The organism is Streptomyces sp. NBC_00080 (assembly GCF_045041255.1).
Lineage (GTDB): Bacteria > Actinomycetota > Actinomycetes > Streptomycetales > Streptomycetaceae > Streptomyces > Streptomyces coriariae.
Window position 1 is genome coordinate 3,206,154 of sequence record NZ_CP108235.1, and the last position, 26,319, is coordinate 3,232,472.

The window sequence follows — 26,319 nt, forward strand, 5'->3', positions numbered from 1 at the left end:
CGGGTCGAGACGCGCCACTCGCACCGGGTCGGCTGCAAGCGCAGCCCTTCGAGCGCGCTGACAGGTAGATGGCGAGAGATATCCCGAAAAGGTATATTTAGGAGCCTGCTCGGTAGTCATTCAGCAGCCCCAGGGCTTCGGGTCAGTGCGACCTGCTGAGGTGAAGCAACAGCCAGCGTCGCAGCTGCTAAGCGGCCAATTCGTCACTCCGCCGAAGGCGGTAGCCATGCCCATGGAACTTGACGTTCTCCAGCCCGCCCACGTTGCGGGCCATGCAGTGCTGCAGGCTGACCTCGGCGTCGGCGGGCGGCATCTCGTTGTGATCTCCGGGATCGCACGGCCGGAATGGGGGCTTAAAGACGACAACACTCACCGGGAAGTCTGCCGACTGCAATTGCGCGAACCAGCAGAGGCGATGGAGCAGTCGACCGTTCACGTCGGACTCGCAAGCATCGGCAACGACGACACGGCATGGGCTTTCGCTACGGACCAAGCCCACTTGGAGGTCAACGAAACCGGGCAGCTCGTCTTGGTTACCAATCTTGCCTTGATGGGCGAGCCGTCGACGCTGAACCGCTTCGCATACCAGGTCGTGTTGACGACTCGGGTGGTAGTTACCGAGATCACTGGAACTATCAGCTGGCCGACATCGATGTTCCGACCGGCGTCAGCGAGCCCCGCCGGGGTATCCGGGGTGTTCTCCGTGCTGGCGAACGAACGGACAATCACTCCGGTACCCGGTGGATTCGGTGGAGAGATCGAGCATCTGACGCCCGTCACTCCCGGGGAGGTTCTGTCCGTCATTATCGCCGAGGACTTCTGCCAGGTGCACTACAGGATTGCCGAACCACCCAAAGGTCGGCAGCTGAAGGTGACCGTGGCTCAGAGCGGGCTTCAAGGTCCCGACATATCCGTGGGGCCTACGACGCCGAATGGAGACCTCGTGACCCTGACCGTCGCGCAGCCCACCCGCACCGGTGTCGACTTCACCGCTGAGTCCTTTCACGGCCCGGCATGAACAGCCCCATCCCAGTCATCCCTCCGACGTGGGATCAAATTTACCCGATTCTGCCCTACCAATATCCGCTGATTGACTGGCAGCCAGTGGTTCGCATCCCGGTTGCAGGGCCCCCTCCCTTTAACACCCTCGCAGTTGTCCGCGGCAACGCGTGGGTCACTCGCTCGGCGTGGGCCTCTGGAGATCTCAGTAGGAGGCGGCTTGACATACCCACTGTCCTGACTCTCGCTAATTACGATCCGAGGCGACCCGAACAGCGACGCGTCCTTCACTCAAGCACGGCCACGTTGCACATGATGCAAATCGGTCCGGAGGTGGGTGCCTTCACCGACGACAACACCTCCTTTCACGTGGCTGTCGACGCCATCGTCGCCGAGTCAGCGATCGATGACCATGGCCGCTGGATAGTCAGCGTTGACGTTGCCGACGCGTTCCTTCAGGTTTACGCCGGCGTCTACGCCGAGATCAGCAGTTGGGTGCTGTGCTACGAACCCCCCACCCTGACCAGCCCCCCGACACCCGCCGTCAGCCCGCCCGCAAAGCAGACCGTCGACAAGCAGGTAGGGCTTGCTGAGGCTCGGCACAATCTGATCGCCCGACTGCTGGACGATCACCAGCTGGATCAGGCCGTCGCCCTGGTGCCGGAGACGATCGCGGGATACCGGCAGTACGCACGACTGGCGGGTGCGGATGTGATGCGTGCCGGACGGGATTTGGGAGCACTAGCCAACCAAATGGCCGGCGCCGGCCGGACCATTGAAGCGGTAAAAAGTCAGCAGGCGGCGGCGGAAGTGTACCGGACATTCACTCCAGGCGAGTCCGACCGACTGATCTACGAGATCGCGTTTACTGAGGCTCGGCACAATCTGATCGCCCGACTGCTGGACGATCACCAGCTGGATCAGGCCGTCGCCCTGGTGCCGGAGACGATCACGGGATACCGGCAGTACGCACGACTGGCGGGTGCGGATGTGATGCGTGCCGGACGGGATTTGGGAGCACTAGCCAACCAAATGGCCGGCGCCGGCCGGACCATTGAAGCGGTAAAAAGTCAGCAGGCGGCGGCGGAAGTGTACCGGACATTCACTCCAGGCGAGTCCGACCGACTGATCTACGAGATCGCGTTTACTGAGGCTCGGCACAATCTGATCGCCCGACTGCTGGACGATCACCAGCTGGATCAGGCCGTCGCCCTGGTGCCGGAGACGATCACGGGATACCGGCAGTACGCACGACTGGCGGGTGCGGATGTGATGCGTGCCGGACGGGATTTGGGAGCACTAGCCAACCAAATGGCCGGCGCCGGCCGGACCATTGAAGCGGTAAAAAGTCAGCAGGCGGCGGCGGAAGTGTACCGGACATTCACTCCAGGCGAGTCCGACCGACTGATCTACGAGATCGCGTTTACTGAGGCTCGGCACAATCTGATCGCCCGACTGCTGGACGATCACCAGCTGGATCAGGCCGTCGCCCTGGTGCCGGAGACGATCACGGGATACCGGCAGTACGCACGACTGGCGGGTGCGGATGTGATGCGTGCCGGACGGGATTTGGGAGCACTAGCCAACCAAATGGCCGGCGCCGGCCGGACCATTGAAGCCGAAGCCGCGCAACAAGCCGCAGACGAAGTTCGTCGAGACCACCACTAGTGTCAGCAGTTCAGACAAAGAGCGCGGAGTGGCCAGCCATGCCAGTCCCGCTCGCTGGCGGACCTGGCCAATGCCACCGCATCCCACGAGGCAGGGAGTCGCCGCGTTACCCCCTGAGCCCGCCTCCGCCAATGCGATGCTCACCCAAGCCGTGGACTATCCGTGGACTCGTTCAGACTTGATCTGCCACAGCCATGCCCTGACCTGCTGCGTTGCCCGAGTACCAAGCGGCCTCCGGAGCCGTGTGCGCAGGTTCGAATCCTGCCGGGGGCACCTTGAAGGAGGTGCCCAAAGACCCCGCCACCAGCGCTTTCGCTGAGGACGGGGTCTTGGCGTATGTGCAGGCAGATGCAGCCCACAGCGACCCTATGACGCGGTCTCTGGACTATTCGTGGACAGAATCTTCGGGCATCCCGCAGCGTGGTCAGCGGTTTGCCGATGCAGCGCGGGCTCAGCCCCGCGAACGGGGTTATCCAGGACGGCTCCGAAGCCGTGATCACACCTGTCGCATGAAGATCATCCCGCGTGGTGGGGCCACTCCTGCACTCGTCGTCCTACTCGGACTGCAATTCGCGAACCCGGGCACGGAACATGCGCCAGCGCCTCTCGTTTTCATGCACAAGCGTCGCCGACTCTGTCATCAGATCGGCCGCGCGGTCGAACAGCTCAGAAGCCGAATAGAGGTAGGCGGGGGCCTTTCGCTCGCCTCGCAGGTCGGCCCGAAGCGCCGCCGGAGAGAAGTCGACCCGGGCCAGCAGGTCGAGGGCGCGGCGCAACAGCCGCGCGACCAGAACCTGCAGACCCGCCGACTGCCAGTCATTGGCGATGATCCGGTGTCGCTCCCCCAACAGGTCGGCAAGGGCCGGATAGGCGGCCAGGCTTCCCGCGATCTCCCACGCCTGCTCCATCGCCTGGGCCAGCCAAGCGCCGCCCTGCTCGGTGTCATCGGCAAGCAGGTGGACTTCGTTCCTCAGCCTCCGGAGTTCGGCAGGCTCCTCCTCCCCTTCCATGAAGAGGATCCCCGACTCCGCTACGAGCCCTGGAGCATTCAGGTCCTCCGCGCCCGCGAACGCGATCGCCGACGTCTGCTCACCGGCTTCGACGTCGCTCCACCGGTCGGCCAGCGACTTCAGAGCCCGAGATCGAGCCTGAAGCTCTCCCGCCTGCCGCAGTGGTGCCTGGGAGTAGTACTTCTCATGCTCCCGATGGAACCGCGCCAGGTTGTCGATCACCTGCAGCAGGGAGTCTGGAGGGGTGCGGGGCGCCTCATCGTCAGGCATGCCAGCAGCGTGCACCACGTCTCACGCGCACGGCACCGGGGCTCGCCCGTCAGGGCAAACAGCAACTCGTTCGGCCGGAGCAGGCATTGACATACGCCGCCCCCACTCATCCTCGTCGGCCGGAGGGACCACCGATGGGGCCCGTGACACACTCAAAGATCATTTGCGGGACAGCCGCTGTGACCTCGTGCACGGTTGGCGGTGGCACGTCGAGGCCGTGATCGTTGATCATGTTTGCTGTGGTGGGGAACCTTGACGCCCTGAACCACGCCCGCTCCACGGTGTGTGGGTCGACGGCAGGCGGGATGGGAGCTGAGGTGAGTGGTGGGAGGGGCGGTCTCGTCAACGCGAGCTGGCAGCCCAGCCAGCCGAGCATCGCGTCGTCCGCCCTGGCAGCAGCCTCGAAGAACTCTGTGCGACCGTCGTACCAAGGACGCCCCCGCTCCAGCGATCCGGGCTCACTCCATCCGAGCGGATACACCTCGGCGTTGGTCAGTTCAGCAGGGTCCACGCCACTGATGAGCTGGGTCTAGCTCGTAACCCGCAGAGCTTCCGCAGCGAGCCGGACCCGCTCAGGCCGCAGGCACACCGGAGGCCCGTACCCCCAGTCCTCATCCTCGGTGAACGGCTCCTCGCCATGGATCACGTTCACGGGGAACTCGGCGCGCGCCAGCAGGAAGCGGAGCAGGGGGGTGCAGGGGGGTGGGGTCTATGGCCTGCAACATGGTCCCGAGGTGGCTCCCGGGGACCTTTGTGCCCACCCCCCTTGACCGCGGACCTCGAAGGTTCTCTGACCGGTCTCACTCCGCCAGGCAAGCTAGCAAGGGGGACTGACAACGGGACGGTGGCAAGGAGTTGCGGTACAGCAGCGAAGTACAGCAACCCCAGCAACTGGCAGCGCCCCGCACCGGCCGTCATGGGCTTCCGGGCAACCTGTATGACCTCCACTGATCGATCTCTTCAGAGCTACGGATCAGAAGGCTTCTGACATCCATGGCTGACATCCACGACGCCGGACGGGGGCGTGCACCAACACCCCCGTCCGGCCGTCAAGTTCTTCCTGGACGTGCACATCGACCAGAAGATCTTCCGTACAGCCGGTTGCAGCATCCGCAGCGAGTGGCGGAGCTGCGTCGGCCGGGCCCAGGCGTGGCCGTCCGCAAGCGCCTTGGGGGCATGGGGAGTTCGCGACAGCAGCCTACGTCTGCCCCGGCTACGCTCGTGCCTTGTCATGCCCGCCGCCACTCACGGGCAGGATCGAACAATTGACCGAGTTTTTGGAGGTTTGATGAAGTCCGTCATTCGGAAGGCCGCAAGCTTCGCGGGGGTGAGCGTGGCCGTCGCGGCCATCTCCGTGACCGGCGCATCCGCAGCCCATGCGGAGGCCCCCACCCACGGCTGTCCGTACCCCTACGTCTGCTTCTACGTGGACAACAACGCCCTGCTCGCCGGCACGCCGATCTCGAAGTACAAGGACGTCACCAGTACCTACCAGGCCGTCACGCCGCGGCCGCACTACGGGGTCATGAACACCCGGAACGACGACGTGGTGTACCTGCGGCTCCAGGACGGCACCTCGATCTGCCTTCCGCCGAACAACTCGACCGTGTTTGCCAACGCCTACAGCGTCACCGGAATAAAGATCTCCAGCAGGTCCACCTGCTGAGTTCGCTGGAAAGGCCAGCAGGCGCGCCTGATCGCGCCCGCTGGCCGGACGACGGGCAGGGGTGCGTCGTTCTCGCGATTTCACCCGGTTCGATCACGTGATGTCCAGAGTGGTGAGCAAGTAGGCGGGGTTGGGGGCGCGGTAGCGAAGGCCACCGGCGATGTCGGTGCGGCCGGCGAGTCGGAGTGCGCCGATGGCCAGGCGCCTCAGGGCGGCCGTCGCCCGGGACGGGGCGCCGGTTCTCACGCGGGAGGCAACCTTCTCCGTGGTTGACGTCTCTGGCGTGACGGAGACCTGGGGTACTGCGGCCGACCCTGCAAACAGGCGGCTTTGTGCCGGGGTCCGTGGGCGAGGCATGGATCGGATCTCGAAGCTTCACGCCTGGTGAGCGCCGCAGAGCGATGTGGCCGCGGGGCGAGTGCGAGGGCCGCATCGCAAAGTGGCACCGGCCCCCTAGTCGGCGGTGACTCCCCAGTAGCCGATTTGCTCGGGCCTGCCGTCGCGGTAGAGCACCGTGCAGTTCCCCTGGGCGCGGCCTGGGAAGTCCAACCGCTCGGAATCGAGAGCGGCGTCCCATTCCTCGTAGGTGGGCCGGGCGTGGGGAGCCCACGCACGCACCTCATCCTCCGTCAGCGGTCGCATGAACGGACCGTCGTCGGTGTCCGCGGCCTCGATCATGAGAGGGAAGTCCAGCACGGTGGCCGTGCCACCGGTGAATATGTACTCCTGCCACTCCGGGGCGCGCCACAGTTCTTCAACGGACCGGCCCTCGAAACCGTGGTTGTCCCGGGCCAGTTCGTCTTCCTGAGCCTGCCGAAACGCGGCCGCCAGATCACGCTGATACGGGCCCGTGTGACTCCATGCGTTGCCGCCCATCCGCGTCTCCTCTCCATCCGAACTGCTTGATCAAGAGCGGAGCATAAGAGACGGCACTGACAGGGCACCCCCTCGCGACGATGATCACCTCCGGGAGGCTCAAGCACTCGGACCACGCTCATGGAGGGACGCACCGGGAAGGTTGGCGGCGCCAGGTCGTCCGCCGACGTCAGAGGCGGCAGCATCGGCCGAGCTTCGGGCTCGGGTGCCCTCTGCGGCGGAACTGCATCCGTGGCGTTCCGGAGAACGGGCAGCAGATGTTCTCAATCGCGGTACGCGGCTGTCGCGATCTCGATGAACGATCGGATCAACGGGTTGGTGTCACCCTCGTTCCACACCGCCACCACTCGGCTTGGCGCCATGTCGGTCAGCGGGACCGCGGCCAGCTCTGCGGGCAGGTCGTGCCCGAGCGGAGCCAGGCCGACCGTGCCGTTCCACAGCACGGCCTGCAGGCATTCCTGGACGACGCGCACCACCGGGCCCTCGCGCGGCTCGCCGCCGTTCCAGTACGACTGCCAGATCGGGTCGGTTCCCCGCGGGAACCGGAACCAGTGGCGTTCGCCCAGGTCGGCCAGCTGCAGCCGGTCGCGGCGGGCCAGCGGATCATCGGCGCGCAGGACCACGCCCACCGGATCGGTACGCAGCTCACGCACCGTCAGGGCGGTCTCGTCGAACGGCGCCCGGGTCAGGGCGACGTCGACCAGTCCGGCGCGCAGCCCGCAGGTCGGGTCGGTCAGGTCGGTGTCGCGGATGCGGATGCCGATGCCCGGGTGGCGTCGACGGTAGGCGGCGGCCAGCCTGGTCGCTCCCGGGTCGGTGCTGTCGCCCAGGATGCCGACGGTGAGGGTCGCGAGGCCGGCCGCCGCGCTCACGCGAACGCGGAGGCGGTCGGCCTGGTCGAGCAGGGCCCGCGCCTCGTCGAGCAGCACTGCGCCCACCGGGGTGAGTGTGACGCCGACGGGCGAGCGGGTGAGCAGCGGGGCGCCGACCTCGGTCTCCAACTGCTTGATCGCCCGGCTCAGCGGCGGCTGGCTCATGTGCAGTCGAGTGGCGGCCCGGCCGAAGTGGAGTTCCTCGGCGACCGCCACGAAGTAGCGCAGGGTACGTAGCTCCACGCTGCGACGATACCCACGCGGTATCGGCGGTGCGGAATGGGTCTTGGACAGTCGCGGGGCCCTGGCGGTGCACTCGGAGCATGACCGAAGAAGCGAAGACCAGCGCACCGCAGGCCGACCCCGCCGTATCGGTGGTCGGTCCCGGCGACGGTGAGACGATCGTCCTGGGCACCACGCGCATGCGCGTCCTCGAAGACGGCAGCCATACCGGGCACCGCCTCGGAATCGCCGAGTCCGTCCTCGCCCCGCACACCCCCGGACCGCCGCAGCACCGTCACGCCCAGCACGACGAGGGCTTCTACATCGTCTCCGGCACGGTGCGGTTCACCGTCGGGGACAAGGACTACGACGCCACCAAGGGCGCGCTCGTGATGGTCCCGCCCGGCGCCCCTCACACCTTCGCCAACATCACCGGCCAACCCGCCGTCATGCTCAGCACGTTCACCCCCGACCTGTACGTGCAGTACTTCCGCGACCTCCAGAACGTGATCGCCGGCGGCCGGCCACTGACGCCGGAGGCCGGCGCCCACGCGATGGGCCGCTACGCGACCGAGCCCGCCGCCGACTTCACCTGAAGCCGGCGGGATGACACGACCCGGCCGTCCTTCACCTGACCAGCGCAGCCGGGGCGCTCCCCCCTTTCAACTTCCGGGTCGCTCAGACAATGGCTCGGGCCTTGTCCAGGGGTTGCCCTGGGAATCGACGGGTCATCTGCAAGCCGGTGACCGTGGACGGGAATCATGAACATCGCGTATTGGATCGTCGCCGGACTGCTCGCCCTCTTCTACCTCTACGCGGGCGGGATGAAGGTGTTCCGTAGCCCGGATCAACTCCGCCCGATGATGGCCTGGGTCGATCGCATGCCCCTGCCCGCCGTCAGGGCGCTGGGGGCGGTCGAGATACTCGGCGCGACCGGGCTGATCCTGCCGCCGCTGACCGGCATCGCACCCTGGCCGGCACTGGCGGCGACCATCGGGTTGGCGCTCCTGCAGATCGGTGCGATCGCCGTCCACCTGACCGGCGAGGACCGCCGGATCACACTCAACATCGGGCTCATCGCCACCGCGGCCGCGGCCGGCTGGCTGGCCACCACCTGGCTGTGACCGAACACGGTTCTCGACCGGTGGATGCGCCGGGGAGCCAGGGCGCCGCATGGCCGCCGGCCGCCGCCCTTTCACCTGGGCATCGAACACGCCGCCATCGGTGCTGCTCGGCGACGCGTGCACCTGCTGTCGCCACTCGTGGACAAAGCCACCACGTGCCTTGCACGGCGATGGGTCAGGGCTGTGCGTCGGCGTCGGCCTCCCGTGTGGAGGCCGACACCGACCGTATCGCCCTCAAGATGACCTCCCGCCGCCTCGAACCCACCCTCCTCGCCCGCGGGGTCCTCGCCATTCGCGGACGCATCGAACGGTGACCCACAGCCGGCGACCCACTTGGGCCAAGCTGACATGCACCTTGACTGCCGACCCGCAAGGCTGAAGCAACGTCGCACGGCTAGGGAGCACCATGCCTCACGAACAGTGCCAGGCAGCAAAGGCCAAACTCAAGCAAGCAGAGCAGCGAAAGAATCGCCTTCAGAGAGACCTGACGGAGGACGTAGCGAAGCTCTCCCACTTGAAGGCGGAATCGCATCCGGACGCTGCGGCGATCGAGGCCCAAGAGCGCATGGTCGAGATCGACCGACGAGTCCTGGGAGCGGCCGAAGTGGAAGTCGCCGGCTTTGAAGAGCTGGTCCACGCCCTCTGTGATGACTTGCCGTAGTCGTGCCGCCCAGGACGGCTTGAGCGCCAGGCCGTCGATCCCGTCGGCAGGGGCCGGCAGCAGCAACGTCATTCTGTTGGCCGGTGCGTTGACGCCGATGTCACACGCACTCCAGACCCTGCCGATGATGGCGATGGAGACGGAAGGCCGCCCAGCAGGCGCAGGACGCCCTGATACAGCAAGGCGAGCACGTCGTTGCGCTGCTCCAGCGCATCCGGGAGCGAGGGCCGGGCCGGCGGCGGGCGCGGGCGCTGACCGTGCTCGCCGAGCCGGGCGGCGAACCGGCGCTGTCCCGCGCCGACGTGGCCGCGATCGAACGACTCGTCCGCGCCAAGCTCCCCGACGACCGGCCGAGGAACCGGCGTCATCGCCCTGACGCCCTACTGCCTCGCCCATGGCGTACCGACCGGGGCCTACCGCATCCGAACAAGGGCCAGAACACGGCGATGCCGTTCGTAGGGGACGGACCGGCACAGGGGTGTGCTCAGGGTGGTCGGACCGGTGATCGTCCGGCGGCGCCCGCCACGGCTCGCGCCCTGCGCGCGCGCCGTCGTCCTGCCGCCCGCCCGGGAACTCAATGCCCCTTGTGCGGTGGTGGCTCTGGTGCGGTCGGGTCGGGCCTTCGGGCCTCGGCGGGTGGGGGCCCGGCGGGGTGCGGGGTCGGTGCGGAGTGCCTGGTCACGTAGGTGTCCAGGGGTTCCAAGGCACCCCAGGCCTGGTCGGAACTGTCCGCGAAATACGCCAGGAACTGGGGATTTTCGACGCTGAATCCCGTGAGTTGCCGGCGACCCGCGCCGGAGAAGGAGAGAAAGGTGACCGTGTCGTCGATGAGGCCCGTGTTGTACCAGGCGCAGGAAGCACTCCACGGCATGACGCGTGCCTCGTAGGTATAGAGATCCTTGACCTCCTCCTGGTGTTGCCTCGGCCACTCGAAGTAGGTCGCTTCCGGTACGCCCCTGCGTTCGGGGACGCCGATGATGCGCCTTACGCTCGCGCACTCGGCGGAATTGTCCCTGGCCCACTGCAATACCGTGTCGTAGCACGAGGCGGGTTCCGTGGATCCCCAGTGGGTGGGCGGGTGGAGCCGTACGTAGGTGAGGCGGATCTCGGATCGGGCCGCGCGAATGTGATCGGCTACGGCCGTGTAGAAGGCGGGAGGGTTCGGGTCGAACCCCATCTCCGTCCGGGCGGTTTTCCGGAACGCTTCGGAAAGGTGCAGTGAGCCTTTTCCAACCTGCCGCCGGGCTGGGCAGTTGTAATGAGTGCCTGACTTGGCGGGTGAGCGCTCGAGGTGTCGAGCAGTGGCTTGAGCTGCTGATGATGGGACAGCCGAGGTGTCCTTGAGCCACTCGACCCATCGGCTGGGCGCGGCTAAGTTGGCGGCGCAGATCCCCGCTGACCAGTCTTGGAGCAGTGCATGTCCTCGTTGGATGAGTTGCAGGCCCTGCTGGGCGAACCCGTCGGCCGGCAACCGAATCCGAACGACTGGAACGAAGTCGAGCAATACGTAGGCTCTGCTTTGCCCAGCGACTTCAAGTCGTTCCTCAATGCCTACGGCAGCGGGTCCATCTCCGGTGAGCTCGTTGTCTTCCACCCGCATGGATCAAGCCCGTTGCTGGAGCGCATGCGCAAGACGCACCAGACGTTCACTGAGCGTCGAGACAGAGCCTTGAGCGTTGGGGACTCCGAGCATGTCCCGTACCCCTTTCACCCCGAACCCGGTGGACTGATTTCGTGGGGGTACGACCACAATGGTGACGAGCACTTCTTCCTGCCTTGCGGCCCAGACCCGGACCGGTGGAAGGTCGTCACGATGGTCCATGAAGAGGGCTGCGAGACCTTCGACGGCCCGTTCTCGACCTTCGCGCTCGCGTTCGTGCGGCGGCTGCTCGACGTGGACCGCTACCACGGCATCGACCCGGAAGCCCTGGAGTACCTGGAGCCGGAGGACCTTGAAGAACTGGTCGCCGCCGGAGAGATTGGCCCCGTCCAGCCGAGCTTCGAGCCGTTCTAAACGGAGCGGCCCCGGACGACTTCCTGGACAGCACGTAGCGCTTCAAGCGACGGACCTCGTCAGTTGGGGCGCTCAGTTACAGCAGTTGGCCTGACAGGCAGGCGGAGCCCCTGGTAGGTGGGTTCTCGACCAAGAAATCCCTCTCCACCAGAGGCTTCGTGTGCTTGTCTATCCGTCCGGGCTGGACGTGTCCAGCTCTACCCTTCGCTTCCTCGCCGCCCACCTGAGAGAACGCCGGCAGGCTCTGCTCACCCTCGCCCATCTCCGCAACGGCCACCCCTACGCCCAGCTCGGGGCCGGGTTCGGTGTCGGCACCACCACCGCCTACCGTTACATCACCGAGGCCGTCGACCTCCTGGCTGAACTGGCTCCGACACTCGCCGAGGCGGTCCGGACGGCCTCGATGAAGGCGTTCGTCCTGCTTGACGGAACGCTGCTGCCCATCGACCGGATCGCCGTCGACCGGCCCTTCTACTCTGGCAAGCACAAGAAACACGGAATGAATGTGCAGGTCATCGCCGATCCCTTCGGCCGCCTGCTGTGGGCGTCTCCGGCACTGCCTGGGGCCGTCCACGATGTCCGCGCGGCCCGCGAGCACGGCATCGTCGAAGCGCTTGCCCAGGCCGGCGTCCCCTGCTGGGCCGACAAGGGCTACCAGGGCGCCGGAGGCACAGTTCGCGTTCCCTGCCGCGGCAGGTGGGAGATGCTTTCCACCAGCCAGCAGGCCGTCAACCGGTCCCACGCAAAGATCCGAGCCCTCGTCGAGCAGGCCGTCGCCACCCTCAAGTCCTGGCGACTCCTCCGCAAGCTCCGGTGCTCGACCACCCGCATCACGCGTCTCGTTCAGGCTGTCCTCTGCCTGCATCTGGCCAGCTCAGAGTGAAGATGGAAAGAGCTCAGTGGTTCACCGGAGTTCACCGGACCTCGCTGGAATTTGCTGCGCGTCGTTGCACTTCGGTCGGGAGCGGCGTCTTTTCGGGCGGCGGACAGCCCGCGTTCGGCATCGTACGTACGGAATGCGCTCGGGTGCCGTGTCGATCGGGACATCCCGGAATCCGTGGACGGCCGCCAAGGGGACTGATCGAATGGCCCTCACCGCAGGCAGGACAGGACGGGAAGAGGTGAGGATGCGTGCGCATCAGCTTTCGGGCCGTGCTTCACGATCACTACATGGGATTCCTGGCAATTATTCTCGTGACCGGAGTCATTCTGATCATCGCCGGGAACGGGATCTCGGAATCCACGTCGATCTATCCGGATTGCGTACTCGGTGTGGCCGGGCCGGTCGCCGCCTACGCGCTCACCACGCCGCCCGGCCCGCACACCGCCCCGCATCCCCTGTGACGTGAAAGCCGACGGGTTTACGCGGGTTTACTCGGCAGCCTTCCGGTTAGGCGTTGGCAGTGCCCGGTAAGGAGATACGCCCCCGGTCGGCCGGGGAAACGCCCGCCGGGTTCACTGTCGTCCGTCGCTCGGACTCACCCGGATGGGAGCCCTTGGTATGAGCCAGTTGTCCCGGCACCCTGCCGAAGGAGGCTCGGCGGCCGATGTGCCCGGCTCCGGGTACCGACAGGGAAGCGCACCGCGGTGGCGGCAGGACGATCTCGATCTGCGCAACCGCCTGTACGGCCGTGCCGGGGTCGCCCGTGCCGAAGGGGTGTTGCTCGACCGCTACGGTCTCGGCTCCACCGATGAGGCGTTCGCGCTGATGAAGAACGCCTCCCAGCAGTTCAACATCAAGCTCTCGACGCTCGCCGACGCCGTCGTACGCACACCGGCGCCCGATGCCGACGCCGAGCTGTGGTTCCCCGGCCGGGTGCGGCGCGGCCCGCCCGCGCTTCCCGGGCTCCCGGTGGAGCGTGGCAACGGCACCAGCCAGGGCGCCGTCGTCGCGGCGACCCTGCAACGGGTGCTGTCGATCACCCAGACGCCCATGGGCAATGTCCAGCTGAGCGAGCGAGGTCGGCTCCGAATGGTCCGGCACACCGGCCTGAACAGGTACTTCAGCGACTTCTTCGCCTTCGTCGACTCCCCGACCACCTCCTGCTCGCAGGCGGCCGTCCAGCGTCGGCAGGTCACCGTGCGGGACGTGGAGTCGGCTCCGGTGTTCGACGAGGCCTCCCGGCACGCCATCCTGCAGGCCGGCAGTCGGGCCGCGCACAGTGTTCCGCTGGTGAACCGGCTGGGTGTGCCGCTGGGAATGGTGTCCTCCCATCACGAGCGGCCGCTGACCGGTTTCACCCATGCCGAGCTGGCCGCGCTCCGGCAGACCGGAAGCGATGTCGGCCGGTGGCTGGCCTGGCACTGGAACACCGTCGTGCTGGACGCCCTGGAGCATCTCCACGCCGCGGCCTTGCGGGGCCCGGGCGATGGAACCCGGTCAGCCCCGTGATCCCGGTCGGCGTGGGCCGGCGGTGCTGTGGCGGACGCACAGGTCGACGGGGACGAGCGTGAGCGGGCTTCCGGGGGTCGACGGGCTGTCGATGCGGTTCAGCAGGATGCGGAGGGAGATCGTGCCGATGTCCGTGAAGTCCGTACGGATCGTGGTCAGCGGGGGAAGGAAGTGGGCGGCCTCGGGGATGTCGTCGTAGCCGACGACGCTGACGTCCTCCGGGACCCGGCGGCCCGCCTCGTACAGGGCGCGCAGGACGCCGAGGGCCATCTGGTCGTTCGACACGAAGATCGCGGTGACGGACGGGTCCTTCGCCAGTTCGCGGCCCAGGTCGTAGCCCGAGTCCGCGCTCCAGTCGCCGAAGACAGGGGTGTGCACCTCGGCTCCGGCCGCCTCGAGGGTGGTGCGCCAGCTCTCCGCCCGGCGGTCCGCCGAGGTCCAGCCCGCCGGGCCCGCCAGGTGGTGGACCGTGGGGTGGCCGAGGGAGAGCAGGTGCCGTGTGGCCTTGCGGGCACCGGTGCGGGCGTCCGAGGTGACCATCGGGGTGCCGTCACCCAGGTCGTTGTCCATGACGACCAGGGGGGTGTCCAGATGGGCCTCGGCGAGCGCGCGGGCCACCCGGACCTGGGGGGCGATCGCGATCACGCCGTCCGCGCCCTCCGCCGACAGCCGGTCCGCGGCCCGTACCACCGTGTCCCGGTCCGCGGTGTCCAGCGCGATCGAGCTCACCAGGTAACCGGCCTCCTGCGCCGCCGTGTTGATGGCGGTCAGGGTGGAGGCGGGGCCGTAGCGGGCCGCGTCGAAGGAGATCACGCCGAGCATGCGGGTGCGGCCGCTGGCCAGTGAGCGGGCGCTGCTGCTGGGGCGGTAGCCGAGGGTGCGCATGGCCGCCCGGACCGCCTCCCTGGTCTCGGCGCGGACGGCCGGGTGGTCGTTGAGCACCCGGGAGACCGTCTGTTTGGAGACTCCGGCCAGTTTCGCAACGTCGTCCATGACCGGACGTGAGCCCGCGAAGTTGCGTCTGCTGCGTCCCCTGGGCACCGGGCCGGCCGGGCCGTCGGCGGCGCTTCGGGTCATGGTGGGGGCTTCTTCCTCGGGACTGGTCCGGGGCCAGTCGCGCTGGGCCGCCCGGCGGACCCACAGGATAGGCCGGGCGGACGAGGAAGCGCGGGTCAGGTCGTGCCGAGCCGCCAGGTGCGGGTCGTGATCCGTTCGGCGTGCCGTAGCTCGGCGACACCGGCCGACGGGGTGACGGGCAGCTGGACCGCCGCGTCGGCGGCGAGCGGCAGGATTCTCAGGGTGAGCGGCTCACCGGGCGGGAGTCGGTCGAGCGCGATGTCCCACGGGCGGCCCGTGAAGAACTGGTCGGCGACCAGGGTGTCCCCCACGTAGGCGCGGGCCACGTCGCCGGTCCAGTGCAGGCGCAGCAGGTCGGATCCGGGCGAGGTCGGGGTGCCGGCGCGGGCCGCCGGTACGTCGACGCGGTAGACGGCCGCCTTCGTGTCGTAGTGCTCGTCGGCGGGGGCACTCGCCCGGCCCAGTACGCCCGTCTCCGGGGTCGGTGCCGGGCCCGCCGGGCGGAGCGCGGTGAGGGTGACGGCCGGGACGGCGGGCGGGTCCTCGTCGGGGACGAGTGTGTAGCGGGTCAGGGCGCCGTCCTGGCTCTCCTTCACGGTGGCACCGGGTGTCGTCGGCGTGCGGTGTGGGGCCGGGAGGACGGAGAGGGAGACCGAAGGGACGGCCGTGCGGGCGCGGGACCCCTCGTCCTGGGAGGTGCGGGGGTGGATGCGTACCTCGCCGTTCGGCGCGTCGAAGACCACGCCCTCGGGGCACAGGACGAGCCGCTGCGCGCCCCAGGCCTCGCCCCGGTAGGCGGTGCGGGCGGTGGTCGCGTCCAGTACCAGGAGGGCGACCCGGTCGCCGGCCGGGGTCTCCGTCTCGACCAGGGCGTCCGTGCCGGGGCGCAGGCCGGTGATCAGGATGCGGTCGCCGTCGGTCACGGTCGCGACGTTCGTACCGGGCGGGGTGGCGACGGACCTCACCGTCCTTGCGTCCAGGGCCAGTTCGGGCGCGATACCGTCCGTCGCCGCCAGGACCAGGACCGTACGGCCGTCGTCGTCCGGGATCGTGCAGACGGGCTGGGCGGTGGCCCAGTCCAGACGCAGGCCCGTCACGTCCAGGCGCAGCGGCCAGCAGAAGTAGGCGCCCGTGGGGACGATGACGGGGGTGCTGGGGAGGGTGAGCGGCGGGGCCTCGGCGAAGCCGATCGTGAAGCTGGTGTCCGGGTGGTCCGGGAGCGGCTCGTGCGGCTGGTGGTTGGTGACGAAGAGGAAGCCCGAGGTGCGCCCGTCGCCGCGGACCGCCCAGCGCAGGGTGTCGCGGTCGTGCTGGCCTCGCGGACGGCCGTCCGGCAGTACCGACCGCATGGGGGCGATCACCTCGCCGAAGTCCGCCAACAGCAGATGCTGGAGGCGCAGTTCGTCGTACGAGGGGCGGTACTGGCCGTATTCGCCGAGGGGGGCCTGGAAGTCGTAGGTCAGGACCGGGAGGTCGTTGGGGTAGGCGGTGGCGTGGGACTCCTGGAGGGTCGTCCGCTCCCCCGCCGGGTTCGTGCCGCCGTGGAACATGTAGTAGCCCTGCCAGACCGAACCGCAGCCGATCTTCGTGAGGCCGAGGGCGCCGATGTCGGCGGCGTCGACCCGCGGACGGCGGTGGTAGGCGACGGCCATGCCACCGCCCAACTCGCAGGTGGCCCAGGGGAATCGGTCCGCGTGGGTGTCGGGATCCGTGCCGCGTACGGTCGTCGGGCGCAGGTCGGCGCCGATGCCCTCGTCGTCGCGCTGGTGGGTGAAGAAGAAGTGTTTGCGGCAGGTGTCGGGCCAGCCGCCGTCGGCCTCGGTCCAGAAGGCCTCCGGGTAGCCGCCGTAGAGGGGCAGCAGTTCGTCGTCGGGGAGGTGGACTCCGCCCCATGCCGTCGAGGTCCAGAGGGGGGCGCTGAGGCCGGCCTCCTGGGCCATGCGCTTCAGCGTGCGGAGGTGGCCGGGCCGGTCGTAGAGCTCGTTCTCGATCTGGATCGCGACGATCGGGCCGCCGTGCGCGCGGTCCAGGCCGTGCAGTTGCGACGCGATCGCCTCCCACCAGGGGCGGACGGCGCTCAGGTACGCCGGGTCGTCGGTGCGGGGGGCCGCGGTGCGGGCGAGTACCCAGTCGGGGAGGCCGCCGCCCCGGACCTCCGCGTGCGACCACGGGCCGATGCGGGGGATGAAGTCCAGGCCGTGGCGGGCGCAGAGCCGGGCGAAGCGGCGCAGGTCGCGGTCGGCGTCGAAGCGGACGCGGCCCTCGGTCTCCTCGTGGTGGATCCAGATGACGTACGAGGCGACGGCCGTGACCCCGCCCGCCTTCATCTTCAGCAGCTCCTCCTCCCACTCCCGGGCCGGGTACCGGGAGTAGTGGAACTCCCCCGAGACGGGGAACCAGGGGCGGCCGCCCCGGGTCAGCCAGCGGCTGGTCACCTCGACGGGGTCGGGCGCGGTGGGGGCGTCGACGAAGGGGAGGTGGCCTCGGAGCGGGGGCCCGGAGGGAGGCGGAACGCTCACCCGGTGCCGCATCAGGACCGCTCCGGGCCGAGGTCGGGGGTGTCGGTGAGGTGGGCATCGAGGGTGGTGGTGCCGTGCAGTTCGAGGACGACCAGTTCGTTGACGCCGGGGCGCAGGGCGGGGGCCGGGACGTAGAGGGTGCGCTGCGGGCCGCGGCTCCAGTAGCGGCCGAGGTGGAACCCGTTGACCCAGGCCTGGCCCTTCGTCCAGCCGGGGAGGGAGAGGAAGGTGTCGGCGGGGGTCCGCACCTCGAACGTGCCGCGGTGCAGGGCGGGTTCGGCGGAGGTGGGGTTCTCGGCCGGGGTGAACACGGCGGTGACCGGTACGTCGTCCAGGGGCAGTGCGTGGGAGTCCCAGCCGTGCAGGGGTGTGCCGTCGAGCGTGACCGGGCCCAGCAGGCCCTTGGGGACGCCGATGCGGGGGCCGTAGTTGACCCGGCCCATGTTCTCCACGAGCACCTCGAGTACGGCGTCGGGGCGGGGGACGTGGACGGGCAGCGTCTCGTCGTAGCGCTCGCGTTCGAGGACACCCGCGGGGGCGCCGTCCAGGAAGACCTGGGCGCGGTCCCCCACTCCGCCGGCGAAGTGCAGGAGGCCGGCCCCGGGGGCGGGGACGGTGGTCCGGTACAGGGTGTACCCGGAGCGTTGGTTCAGCTCGTCGGCGGAGCGGGGGTCCGTGGCGTGCACGGGGCGGTCGGCGAGCGGGAGGAGCGGGGCGCGGTGGGTCAACCGGACCGTGGTCGGGGGGAGTTTGGGCGACGGGGCGGGCACCGGCTCGTCCGGGACCGGGGCGTGGCGGGCGATGACCTCACGGAAGGCGTGGTACTTCGGGCCGGGGTCGCCGCTCTCGGTGAGCGGGGCGTCGTAGTCGTAGGAGGTGACCGTGGGCACGTAGGCGTGGTGGTGGTTGGCGCCGTTGGTGTAACCGAAGTTGGTGCCGCCGTGGAACATGTAGATGTTGACGGAGGCGCCCGCCGAGAGGATCCGGTCGAGGTCGGCGGCGGCGTCCTCGGCGTCCCTTCCGTGGTGCTGACCGCCCCAGTGGTCGAACCAGCCGATCCAGAACTCCCCGCACATCAGGGGGCCTTCGGGCTGTGCCTCGCGGAGCCGCCGGAGGGACTGGTCCACGCGGCTGCCGAACGTGCCGGTGGCGAGGACGCCGGGCAGCACGCCGTTCTTGAGGTGGTCGCCGTCGGTCTGGTCGCAGGTGAAGAGGAGCTCCTCGACGCCGCGCGAGCGGAGCGAGTGCTCGAGGTGCTTGAGGTAGGCGATGTCGTCGCCGTAGGCGCCGTACTCGTTCTCCACCTGTACGGCGATGACCGGGCCGCCCGACGCCGCCATGTGCGGCAGGAGGGGTGGGAGGAGGAGGTCCAGGTAGCGGTCGACGGCGTCCGTGAAGCGGGGGTCGCTGGTGCGCAGGCGGATGTCGGGGTCGGTGGTGAGCCAGTGCGGCAGACCGCCGCCGTCCCACTCGGCGCAGATGAAGGGGCCGGGGCGGAGGAGGACGCGCAGGCCCTCCGCGGCGGCCAGCCGCAGGAAGCGGGGCAGGTCGAGGAGTCCGTCGAGGACGAGGGTGCCGGGTTCGGGCTGATGGAAGTTCCACGGGATGTACGTCTCGACGGTGTTCAGGCCCATGAGGCGGGCCTTGCGCAGCCGGTCGGTCCACTGGTCGGGGTGGACGCGGAAGTAGTGCAGAGCGCCGGAGAGGATACGGAACGGTTCGCCGTCGAGCAGGAAACCGTCGGAGGTCGTGGTCAGGGCTGGCATGCGGGTCCCTTCGTCGAAACGGACGTGCGGGTGCGGTCTCGTGCACGTACTCGTGCTCGGTCTCGGTCTCGGTCGCGGTCTCTCGGTCGCGGTCTCGTGATCGGTCTCGTGCTTGTGCTTCGGGGTGCCCCCTCGTCGGGGCGGACGTGCGGGCGCGTGGGTGTGCGTCGGGATGCCCGCGGGTCGGCGACGGGCTCGGCCGCCCCGGGCCGGCGATGCCGCGTGGCGGCCGGGAGCGGCGGGGCGGTCACCACGCGGGCTTCGGACGGGTCGCTCGGGTCAGCCAGAGGGTGGCAGCGAGGCAGACGGCGGAGACGGCGGCGAGGAGGAGCGGGACTGCTCGGACGCCGGACCACTCGATGACCTTGCCGAGTGCCGGGCCCGCCGCGACGCCGCCCATCATGGACGCGGCGATGACGACCGCGCCGGCCCGGCGGGCGTGCGGGGCGGCCCGGTGCAGCCAGGGCAGTCCGGTGGGGAAGATCGGTGCGATGAAAAGGCCCACGCCTGCGTAGGCGAAGGGCGCCAGGTCCGGAACGGCCGCCAGCAGAAGGCAGCCGGTCATGCCCGCGCAGGAGACCGTGATGATGGTCTGGGCGGAGAAGCGCAGCGCGATCGGTGCGACCACGAATCGGCCGACGGTCATCATCAGCCAGTACACGGAGGTCGCGGTGGCCGCGACGCCGGCGCCGTGCCCGACGGTCTCCAGGTGCGTGGGTTCCCAGCCGCCGACACCGGCTTCGATGCCGACGTGCAGGACGTAGAGGGTGACGAAGACGGCGAGGACGGACCGCAGGGCGCGGCCGGCGGGCGTGGACGCCCCGGTGGACGTGGGGCGCCCCGGGGGTTGCGGTGACCGTGACGGGCTGTCGCGTACGCCGCGCAGACAGAACAACAGGGGCAGGTTGGCGAGCGCGAAGACCAGGAAGACGACGGGGTAGTGCTCTGCGCCCACCACCGCGATCAGGACCGGGCCGAGGATCGCGCCGATGCCGAAGTGGGCGTTGAGGACGTTCAGCATCGCGGTCGAACGCCGGCCGAAGCCGACCGCGAAGAGCTGGTTGAGGCCGTAGTCGATTCCGCCGAAGCCGAACCCCGCGAGGAGCGCGGCGGTGAGGGCGAGCGGCCAGTTCGGCGCGATCGCGAAGCCTGCCGAACCGACGGCCATCAGCAGGTACGAGGCGGCCAGGATCCGCCGGTTGCCGATACGGCCGTACAGCCGGTCGAAGAGGAGGACTCCCGCGACCCCACCGACGAAGTGCGCGCTGAGCCCGAGGCCCGCCGCGGAGGGCGAGAGCCCGAACTCCTCGCGCAGGCCCGGGATCGCGGGGCCGTAGAACGCCTGGAGAGCGCCGATGAGCATGAAGCCGACGCAGGAGGCGACCACGGCGGACGGGGTGAAGACGGGGGCGGAGACAGGGGCCGGGGCGGGGGCGGGGGCGGTACTGGTGCCGACGCTGGTACCGGTGACGTGGGTCCTGTCGTCGGTCGGGCCATGGGGCGTGCCGACGGTGGAGTCCGGCGTGGGCGGGCCGGTCGGGGCGCGCTGCGCCGTGGGGTGGTCGGTCACACGGACTCCCGAGGGCGGACGGCCCACCTCTGCGTGGGCGGGCGGTTGGTGCTCCGACGACAAAATATGTTACCGGTAACATGCGGAGCGTCAAGATGCCTGACGCGTAGTCGGTGCTCTTGGGCTCCGGGTCTCCGGCCGTTGTCGGTGGTGGCTGTCAGCATGGGTGCGGGGTCGAAGCGCCGCCGGGGCTCGCGGACGCGGCGCGGACGGCGGCTGCCCGAGCGCCACTTCGGGTGGGAGCGGGCCGGCCGGTGTCGTCCCGGGTACGGCTTGGTTGCGACAAGGACTAGTCGCCGCAAGGAAGTTGGGGGGCGGGCAGCATGCGACGTATGAGCCGAGACCGGTATGTCGACTTCCTGCGGGCGTGGGCGATCCTGCTCGTCGTGCTGGGCCACTGGCTGATCACCGGGCTGATCCGGCATCCGGACGGCGAGATCACCGCCCCGGAGCTGCTCGCGACCGTGCCCTGGACGCAGTGGCTGACCCTGGGCTTCCAGATCATGCCGTTGTTCTTCCTCGCCGGTGGACATGCCGCCGCAGGCTCCTGGGCGCGGGCCCGGGCCGCCGGCGGGAGCGCCGCGGGATGGGTGGGGCAGCGCGCCGTGCGACTGCTGCTGCCCACGGCCGTGTACAGCGGCCTCGTGCTGCTCGCCGTCGGGGTGTGCTCCGCGCTCGGCGTGGACCGCGCCACCCTCGCGCTGGTGGGGTGGGCGATGGCCATGCAGTTCTGGTTCCTGCCGGTGTATCTGCTGCTCAGCGCCCTGACTCCGGTGCTGTACTCCCTTCATGAACGGTGGGGCCTGCGCGTCCCTGTGGGCATGGGTGTGGTGGGGCTCGGTGTCGGCATGCTCGTGGCGGCGGGCGACGCGTCCTCACGCGGCTCGGCCGTCGAGGCGATCGGGGCGCTCAACTACCTGCTCGTGTGGGGCGTCGTGTACCAACTCGGCCTCTGCTGGCGGGACGGGCTGCTGGGCGGCGACGGCGACGGGGGGACGGCGCCGCGGGCGCGGGGACGGGCGGTGGCCATGGCGGTGGGGGGCGGGGCGGGGTTCGCCCTGCTCGTCGGGCCCGGTCCGTTTCCCGTCAGCCTGATCCTGGTGACCGGGGAGGAACTGAGCAACACCAATCCCCCGTCGGCGGCCATGCTGGCGTGGAGCCTGGCTCAGGTCGGGGTGGCGCTGCTGATCGCACCGGTCGTGCGACGGGTGCTGGAGCGGGCCCGGGTGCGGCGGGCGGTGCGGGTACTGGGGGCCGGCAGCATGGCGCTCTACCTCTGGCACATGCTGCCGGTGCTGATCGTCGCCGCCGCCTTCTACCTGACCGGCCTCGCCCCCGAACCCCGCTACGGCTCGACGGGATGGTGGGCATTGCGGGTGCCGTGGCTGCTGGTGCTGGGCGTCGTCCTGGTGGGGGTGGTGCGGGCGTTGCGGCCGGTGGAGCGGGCGTTGGCCTCCGTGGAGGTGCGCGTGCGGCCCGGCGCGGGGATCCGGGGGGCGGCGGCCTGGCGGATGTGGGCCGGGCTCGGCGTGAGCGTCTGGGCGCTGACGTATTTCGCGGGGCACGGGTTCGCCTACGGCGGCGAATTCCCGGTGTGGCCGGCCGTGGGGCTGACGCTGGGCGTGGTCACACTGTGCGCGGCCCTCCCCCGCCGGGACGACGGGGACAGCAGAAGCGACGGAAGCGACGCGGACGACAACGACGGCGGCGTCGAGGCCCAGGAGACAGGGCGAGCAAGGCGGTCGGGGCGGTCGGGGCAGGCACAGCCGTCGGGGCGGGTCCGCCGGGGGCGAAGGGTGCCGGAAGAGGCTGCCCGGCTTGGGCGATCCCCTGCCGAAAGGGAGACCCGCAGGTGAGATGGGGGTGGGCTTCGGACGGGGTCAGGCCGTGCGTTTGCGGGCCGTCGTCGTCTTCTTCGCAGCCGACTTCTTCGTCGCCCCCTTCGCCGTCGTCCCCTTGTCCGTCGTCTTCTTCGCGGCGGCCTTCTTGGCCGTGCTCTTCGTCGCCGCCGTGCTCTTCGCCGTTGCCTTCTTCGCCGGCTGCGTCGACCTCGCCGTCTTCGACGTCGACTTCCTCGGCGCCGCGGTGGTCTTCTTCGCCGTCGCCGTCGAGGTCGACTTCTTGCCACCCGTCCCCTTGGGCGCGGCACGGGCCGACCTGCGCTGCGAAAGGTGTCTGACCTCGGCCCCCGACTCCGGCTCCCGGTCCTTCTCCTGCCCCGTCTCCTCCGTCTCCCGCCCCGAAGCGGCCTGCTCCGGCCCCTCGCCGCGCGACTGCTTCGCCGCCCGCACGCTCTTCTCCAGGGCCGCCATCAGGTCCAGCACCTTGCCGCTGGACGGCGCGGACGGGGCCTCGGGGGGTGTCTCGCCGGCCGCCTTCGCCGCCACGACCTCCTCCACCGCCTCGCGGTACTCGTCGTGCAGGTCCTCCAGATCGACCTCGCCGAGGGTGTCCATCAGGGCGTCCGCGAGGTCGAGTTCCTTGTCGCGGACGGTGACCGAGGTGTCCGGGGCGACGCCTTCCGGCGCGCGGACCTCGTCCGGCCAGAGCAGACCGTGCATGGCGATCGCCTCGCCGACCACGCGGAGCATGCCGAGCCGCTCGCGGCCGCGCAGGGCGTACTTCGCGATCGCCACCTTGTGGCTGCGCTTCAGGGCCTCCCGGAGCAGCGTGTACGGCTTGGCCGCCGGGGCGCCGCCCGCCTGGAGGTAGTAGGCGGCGTCCATCTGGAGCGGGTCGATCCGGTCGGCCGGGACGAAGGCCACGATCTCGATGGTCTTGGCGGTCGGGAGCGGAAGATGGGACAGGTCCTCGTCGGTGATCGGGATGATCGTGCCGTCCGCGTCCTCGTACCCCTTGCCGATCTCCGCCGAGCTCACCTCGCGGTCCTCCAGCTCGCAGACCTTGCGGTAGCGGATGCGGCCGCCGTCCTCCGTGTGGATCTGGCGGAAGGAGATCGAGTGGCTCTCGGTGGCGTTCACCAGCTTGATCGGGATGCTGACGAGGCCGAAGGAGATGGCGCCGTTCCAAATGGATCTCACGTGCAGCACCCTCCCGGATGAGCCTTATGTGACGGTTTCATGTGATTCTCATCGTATGACGCCGATCACGGAGGTGGAGGGGAGACGGCTCGCGCTCAGCAATCTGGAGAAGGTGCTGTATCCGGCGACCGGCTTCACCAAGGGCGAGGTGCTGCACTACTACGCGACCGTCGCCGACGCCCTGCTCCCCCATCTGCGCGACCGGCCGCTGTCCTTCCTGCGCTACCCGGACGGGCCCGACGGGCAGATCTTCTTCGCCAAGAACGTGCCGCCGGGGACGCCCGAATGGGTCACCACCGCCGAGGTGCCCCGGTCGGAGGGGCCCGCCCGGATGGTGGTCGTACAGGATCTGGCGAGTCTGGTCTGGGCGGCGAACCTCGTCACGGAGTTCCACACGCCCCAGTGGGTGATCCAGGATCCTCAGACCGCCGACCGGCTCGTCCTCGACCTCGATCCCGGCGCTCCCGCGACCGTCGTCGAGTGCTGCGAGGTCGCGGTGTGGCTGCGGGAGCGGCTCGCGGCGGACGGGATCGAGGCGTTGCCGAAGACGTCCGGATCGAAGGGGCTGCATCTGCTGGCGGCGGTGCGGGGTGCCTCCTCCGAACGGGTCACGGAGTACGCGAAGCGGCTGGCCGTGGAGGCGGAGCGGGCGATGCCCCGGCTGGTTCTGCACCGGATGACGCGGAGCCTGCGGCCGGGGAAGGTGTTCGTGGACTGGAGTCAGAACGCGGCGCGGAAGACGACCGCGACGCCGTACACCTTGCGGGCGCGGGCCGAGCCGACCGTGTCGGCGCCGGTCACCTGGGAGGAGGTCGAGGAGTGCCGGTCCGCCGGGACGCTCACGTTCACGGCCTCCGACATCGCTCCGCGGGTTCAGGACTTCGGGGATCTGCTGGCGCCGCTGCTCGATGCGGGGCGAGCGGGGGCGGTGCCGTGATCGGACCCTCGGGCCCGCGCTTTCCTCGCTCCCGCCGCTCGGTCCCGTCCCGTCTCCGGGGGCTGCCGCCCTCAGACCCCCGCTTCGGCCCTGAACGGGCCTCGTCCTCAAGCGCGGACGGGCCGACAGGGATCACCGGCAGCTCTCGCGAGGCCGATTCACACCCTCGCCCACGTCCCCCGGTCGCGGGCCATCGCGTGCAGGGCTTCCACGTCCGCCGGCTTCAGCACGCCCCCGAGGCGGGTCAGGTCGGCGAGCTCGGTGTCGGTCAGGACGCGGACCTCGCGCGGCGGGACGGTGACGGAGACGCCGGTCGGGCCGACCAGGGCCAGTACCGGGCGGACCTCGGCCGTCAGGGCGTAGGACGCGCGGTCGGCGTCGGCACGTACCCGGTGCAGCAGCGGCTGCGGGTCCCGGCGGCCCAGGCCGACCAGGGGGTCGGAGATCCGGACCCGCTGCTTACGGGCGTACAGCGTGTGGACCGCGAACAGGCCGGCCGGGCCGATGGCCAGGTGGTGGACGCGGTCCCCGCCGGGCAGGGGCAGCGAGTGCAGCGTGTGCCAGCCGGCGCCGTCCAGGCGGTCCAGGGCCACGCCGACGGTCTGCTCGGCCGCCAGGGCGCGGCGGCGCGGATCGGCTCGGAGGCGGTGGGCGGTATCCGGATCGCGGTCCAGGTCGATCAGGAGCGCCTCGCCGGGGCGGTTGGGGGCCAGGTCGTCGTCCGGGTGGAGGGAGAGCCGGGCCAGCTCCGCGGGTGTGGGGACCGGGGGCGGGCCGACCGTGACCGGGCCGGTGATGAAGGGGCCGAGGGCCTCCAGGACGTCCTCTCTGCGGCTCTCCCCGATCAGGTTGACCCTGGCCGCCTCACGGTCGTACCAGGCGATGTTCCTGCCGTCCGTGAGGCATACGTAGAGCCGCTCCTGGCCATGCCGCCAGGTCGGTATGACGCGCAGTCCGTTCATGCACCATCACCCCACGACCATGGGAACAGGAGGGGCGCTCCGGGGGCAAGAAGGCGGTTACCTTCGAGGGGAGTTGGGCAGGCACTGAGCAGCGGTCTGGAGAGGCGCCGTTACCGGGCAGCGCGTTTGGGGAGGCGCCGTTGCGAACCCGCAGGAAGCAACTCGACGTACCGCCTCCGGACCGTCCGTGGAGCGAGATCGTGCCCGGCCTGTGGATGGGCGGACACGAGTTCCGGGGACGCTCCGGCGAACTGGAACTCGCCGTGGTGCGGGGCGAGTTCGATCTCGTCCAGACGTTGACACGGGCCCGGCAGGGACATGGGCCCGACCCCGGGGTGCAGCATCACGTGTGGCCGATTCCGGACGGTCCGCTGGACGGGACCCAGCTCGCCGGGGTGATCCGGCTGGCGCGGGCCGCGGAGGACGCGATGGACGACGGCCGGACGGTCCTCGTCCGCTGCTACAGCGGCTACAACCGCTCCGGCCTGGTCATCGCCCACACACTCGTACGCCGGGGGCACTCGGCCGAGGAGGCGATCCGGCTGATACGGTCGCGGCGCTCACCGTGGGCCCTGCACAACGAGTTGTTCGTGGAGTACCTGCGGGCGGGGCTGCCGACGGCCAGGCTTTTGGAGGAACTGGCCGAATAATCGTTTCGCCATGGTCAGGACCC

25 protein-coding genes, 1 tRNA gene and 2 pseudogenes are annotated in these 26,319 nt (G+C 69.6%); 14 read left to right on the forward strand and 14 right to left on the reverse strand.

All coding sequences use genetic code 11. From position 1 onward, the window contains the following. Window positions 1-226 precede the first annotated feature (226 nt). From OHU34_RS14000 to OHU34_RS14010, 3 genes are all read left to right on the forward strand, one after another. Window positions 227-1,018 carry a hypothetical protein gene (locus OHU34_RS14000; RefSeq protein ID WP_405766605.1) on the forward strand — a complete coding sequence of 264 codons (792 nt, stop codon included), beginning with the start codon at window positions 227-229 and terminating at the stop codon, window positions 1,016-1,018. Between the two features lie 296 nt (window positions 1,019-1,314). After that, window positions 1,315-2,667, forward strand: coding sequence for a hypothetical protein (locus OHU34_RS14005; protein WP_405766608.1), 1,353 nt, complete (start codon window positions 1,315-1,317; stop codon window positions 2,665-2,667). 214 nt (window positions 2,668-2,881) lie between these two features. Beyond that, window positions 2,882-2,940: transfer RNA gene (locus OHU34_RS14010), tRNA-Ser, on the forward strand. 140 nt (window positions 2,941-3,080) lie between these two features. On the opposite strand, the pseudogene OHU34_RS14015 reads toward OHU34_RS14010, so the two are convergent. The 3 genes and pseudogenes from OHU34_RS14015 to OHU34_RS14025 form a co-directional block, all read right to left on the reverse strand. Further along, window positions 3,081-3,167: pseudogene (locus OHU34_RS14015) on the reverse strand (IS5/IS1182 family transposase); the annotation flags it as partial. A 54-nt stretch (window positions 3,168-3,221) separates the two neighbouring features. After that, on the reverse strand, window positions 3,222-3,947 hold the full coding sequence (locus OHU34_RS14020; protein WP_142266179.1) for a hypothetical protein: 726 nt from the start codon (window positions 3,945-3,947) through the stop codon (window positions 3,222-3,224). A 106-nt stretch (window positions 3,948-4,053) separates the two neighbouring features. After that, window positions 4,054-4,635: pseudogene (locus OHU34_RS14025) on the reverse strand (DUF1877 family protein). Window positions 4,636-5,235: 600 nt separating this feature from the next. On the opposite strand from OHU34_RS14025, the gene OHU34_RS14030 reads away from it, so the two are divergent. Continuing rightward, window positions 5,236-5,613: a hypothetical protein gene (locus OHU34_RS14030; RefSeq protein ID WP_142266178.1), complete on the forward strand. Its 378-nt coding sequence runs from the start codon at window positions 5,236-5,238 to the stop codon at window positions 5,611-5,613. Between the two features lie 93 nt (window positions 5,614-5,706). Here OHU34_RS14030 and OHU34_RS14035 read toward each other — a convergent pair whose 3' ends face one another. From OHU34_RS14035 to OHU34_RS14045, 3 genes are all read right to left on the reverse strand, one after another. Then, window positions 5,707-5,859: a hypothetical protein gene (locus OHU34_RS14035; RefSeq protein ID WP_230194671.1), complete on the reverse strand. Its 153-nt coding sequence runs from the start codon at window positions 5,857-5,859 to the stop codon at window positions 5,707-5,709. Between the two features lie 207 nt (window positions 5,860-6,066). Next, a complete protein-coding gene (locus tag OHU34_RS14040) occupies window positions 6,067-6,489 on the reverse strand; it encodes a hypothetical protein (RefSeq protein WP_142266177.1) in 423 nt (140 codons plus the stop codon). 263 nt (window positions 6,490-6,752) lie between these two features. Beyond that, window positions 6,753-7,604 carry a LysR family transcriptional regulator gene (locus OHU34_RS14045; protein WP_405766611.1) on the reverse strand — a complete coding sequence of 284 codons (852 nt, stop codon included), beginning with the start codon at window positions 7,602-7,604 and terminating at the stop codon, window positions 6,753-6,755. Between the two features lie 80 nt (window positions 7,605-7,684). Between OHU34_RS14045 and OHU34_RS14050 the strand changes: the two genes are divergently transcribed. The 3 genes from OHU34_RS14050 to OHU34_RS14060 all read left to right on the forward strand — a co-directional run bounded on the left by OHU34_RS14050 (window position 7,685) and on the right by OHU34_RS14060 (window position 9,021). Then, entirely contained in the window at window positions 7,685-8,179 is a 495-nt protein-coding gene (locus tag OHU34_RS14050) for a cupin domain-containing protein (protein WP_200839808.1), read from the forward strand. Window positions 8,180-8,344: 165 nt separating this feature from the next. Further along, a complete protein-coding gene (locus OHU34_RS14055; RefSeq protein ID WP_142266175.1) occupies window positions 8,345-8,707 on the forward strand; it encodes a DoxX family protein in 363 nt (120 codons plus the stop codon). Window positions 8,708-8,877: 170 nt separating this feature from the next. Beyond that, window positions 8,878-9,021, forward strand: coding sequence for a hypothetical protein (locus tag OHU34_RS14060; protein ID WP_405766615.1), 144 nt, complete (start codon window positions 8,878-8,880; stop codon window positions 9,019-9,021). Between the two features lie 80 nt (window positions 9,022-9,101). On the opposite strand, the gene OHU34_RS14065 is transcribed toward OHU34_RS14060, so the two are convergent. Next, window positions 9,102-9,440, reverse strand: a complete 339-nt coding sequence (locus OHU34_RS14065; RefSeq protein ID WP_405766617.1) for a hypothetical protein — start codon at window positions 9,438-9,440, stop codon at window positions 9,102-9,104. 502 nt (window positions 9,441-9,942) lie between these two features. Further along, entirely contained in the window at window positions 9,943-10,545 is a 603-nt protein-coding gene (locus OHU34_RS14070) for a hypothetical protein (RefSeq protein WP_405766620.1), read from the reverse strand. A gap of 240 nt (window positions 10,546-10,785) precedes the next feature. Here OHU34_RS14070 and OHU34_RS14075 point away from each other — a divergent pair, with 240 nt between their 5' ends. From OHU34_RS14075 to OHU34_RS14090, 4 genes are all read left to right on the forward strand, one after another. Then, the gene (locus OHU34_RS14075) at window positions 10,786-11,382 is read left to right on the forward strand and encodes an SMI1/KNR4 family protein (protein ID WP_405766622.1); all 597 of its coding nucleotides are present in this window, start codon (window positions 10,786-10,788) and stop codon (window positions 11,380-11,382) included. Between the two features lie 160 nt (window positions 11,383-11,542). Next, on the forward strand, window positions 11,543-12,265 hold the full coding sequence (locus tag OHU34_RS14080; protein ID WP_405766624.1) for a transposase family protein: 723 nt from the start codon (window positions 11,543-11,545) through the stop codon (window positions 12,263-12,265). Window positions 12,266-12,513: 248 nt separating this feature from the next. Beyond that, window positions 12,514-12,726, forward strand: a complete 213-nt coding sequence (locus OHU34_RS14085) for a hypothetical protein (RefSeq protein WP_142266172.1) — start codon at window positions 12,514-12,516, stop codon at window positions 12,724-12,726. Between the two features lie 157 nt (window positions 12,727-12,883). Beyond that, window positions 12,884-13,774, forward strand: a complete 891-nt coding sequence (locus OHU34_RS14090) for an ANTAR domain-containing protein (protein WP_230194676.1) — start codon at window positions 12,884-12,886, stop codon at window positions 13,772-13,774. Here the strand turns inward: OHU34_RS14090 and OHU34_RS14095 are convergent. The 4 genes from OHU34_RS14095 to OHU34_RS14110 all read right to left on the reverse strand — a co-directional run bounded on the left by OHU34_RS14095 (window position 13,763) and on the right by OHU34_RS14110 (window position 20,499). After that, entirely contained in the window at window positions 13,763-14,851 is a 1,089-nt protein-coding gene (locus OHU34_RS14095; protein WP_142266170.1) for a LacI family DNA-binding transcriptional regulator, read from the reverse strand. The two genes, OHU34_RS14090 and OHU34_RS14095, sit on opposite strands and share 12 nt — an antisense overlap. A 95-nt stretch (window positions 14,852-14,946) precedes the next feature. Next, complete coding sequence (locus OHU34_RS14100; protein ID WP_142266169.1) at window positions 14,947-17,382, reverse strand: beta-galactosidase; 2,436 nt, start codon at window positions 17,380-17,382, stop codon at window positions 14,947-14,949. Then, window positions 17,382-19,136, reverse strand: a complete 1,755-nt coding sequence (locus OHU34_RS14105) for a glycoside hydrolase family 35 protein (RefSeq protein WP_405766628.1) — start codon at window positions 19,134-19,136, stop codon at window positions 17,382-17,384. Before OHU34_RS14105 ends, OHU34_RS14100 begins: the two co-directional genes overlap by 1 nt. A 247-nt stretch (window positions 19,137-19,383) precedes the next feature. Continuing rightward, window positions 19,384-20,499: a sugar MFS transporter gene (locus tag OHU34_RS14110; RefSeq protein WP_142268062.1), complete on the reverse strand. Its 1,116-nt coding sequence runs from the start codon at window positions 20,497-20,499 to the stop codon at window positions 19,384-19,386. Between the two features lie 539 nt (window positions 20,500-21,038). Between OHU34_RS14110 and OHU34_RS14115 the strand changes: the two genes are divergently transcribed. Beyond that, entirely contained in the window at window positions 21,039-22,562 is a 1,524-nt protein-coding gene (locus OHU34_RS14115; protein WP_230194678.1) for an acyltransferase, read from the forward strand. 24 nt (window positions 22,563-22,586) lie between these two features. On the opposite strand, the gene OHU34_RS14120 is transcribed toward OHU34_RS14115, so the two are convergent. Then, a complete protein-coding gene (locus OHU34_RS14120; RefSeq protein WP_405766632.1) occupies window positions 22,587-23,756 on the reverse strand; it encodes a Ku protein in 1,170 nt (389 codons plus the stop codon). Window positions 23,757-23,802: 46 nt separating this feature from the next. Between OHU34_RS14120 and ligD the strand changes: the two genes are divergently transcribed. After that, window positions 23,803-24,684 (forward strand): non-homologous end-joining DNA ligase, encoded by an 882-nt coding sequence (gene ligD / locus OHU34_RS14125; protein WP_142266166.1) that lies wholly within the window; start codon window positions 23,803-23,805, stop codon window positions 24,682-24,684. Window positions 24,685-24,842: 158 nt separating this feature from the next. On the opposite strand, the gene OHU34_RS14130 is transcribed toward ligD, so the two are convergent. Beyond that, window positions 24,843-25,646, reverse strand: a complete 804-nt coding sequence (locus OHU34_RS14130; RefSeq protein ID WP_142266165.1) for a nuclease-related domain-containing protein — start codon at window positions 25,644-25,646, stop codon at window positions 24,843-24,845. Window positions 25,647-25,786: 140 nt separating this feature from the next. On the opposite strand from OHU34_RS14130, the gene OHU34_RS14135 reads away from it, so the two are divergent. Continuing rightward, a complete protein-coding gene (locus tag OHU34_RS14135) occupies window positions 25,787-26,296 on the forward strand; it encodes a dual specificity protein phosphatase family protein (RefSeq protein ID WP_082412653.1) in 510 nt (169 codons plus the stop codon). Window positions 26,297-26,319 lie beyond the last annotated feature (23 nt).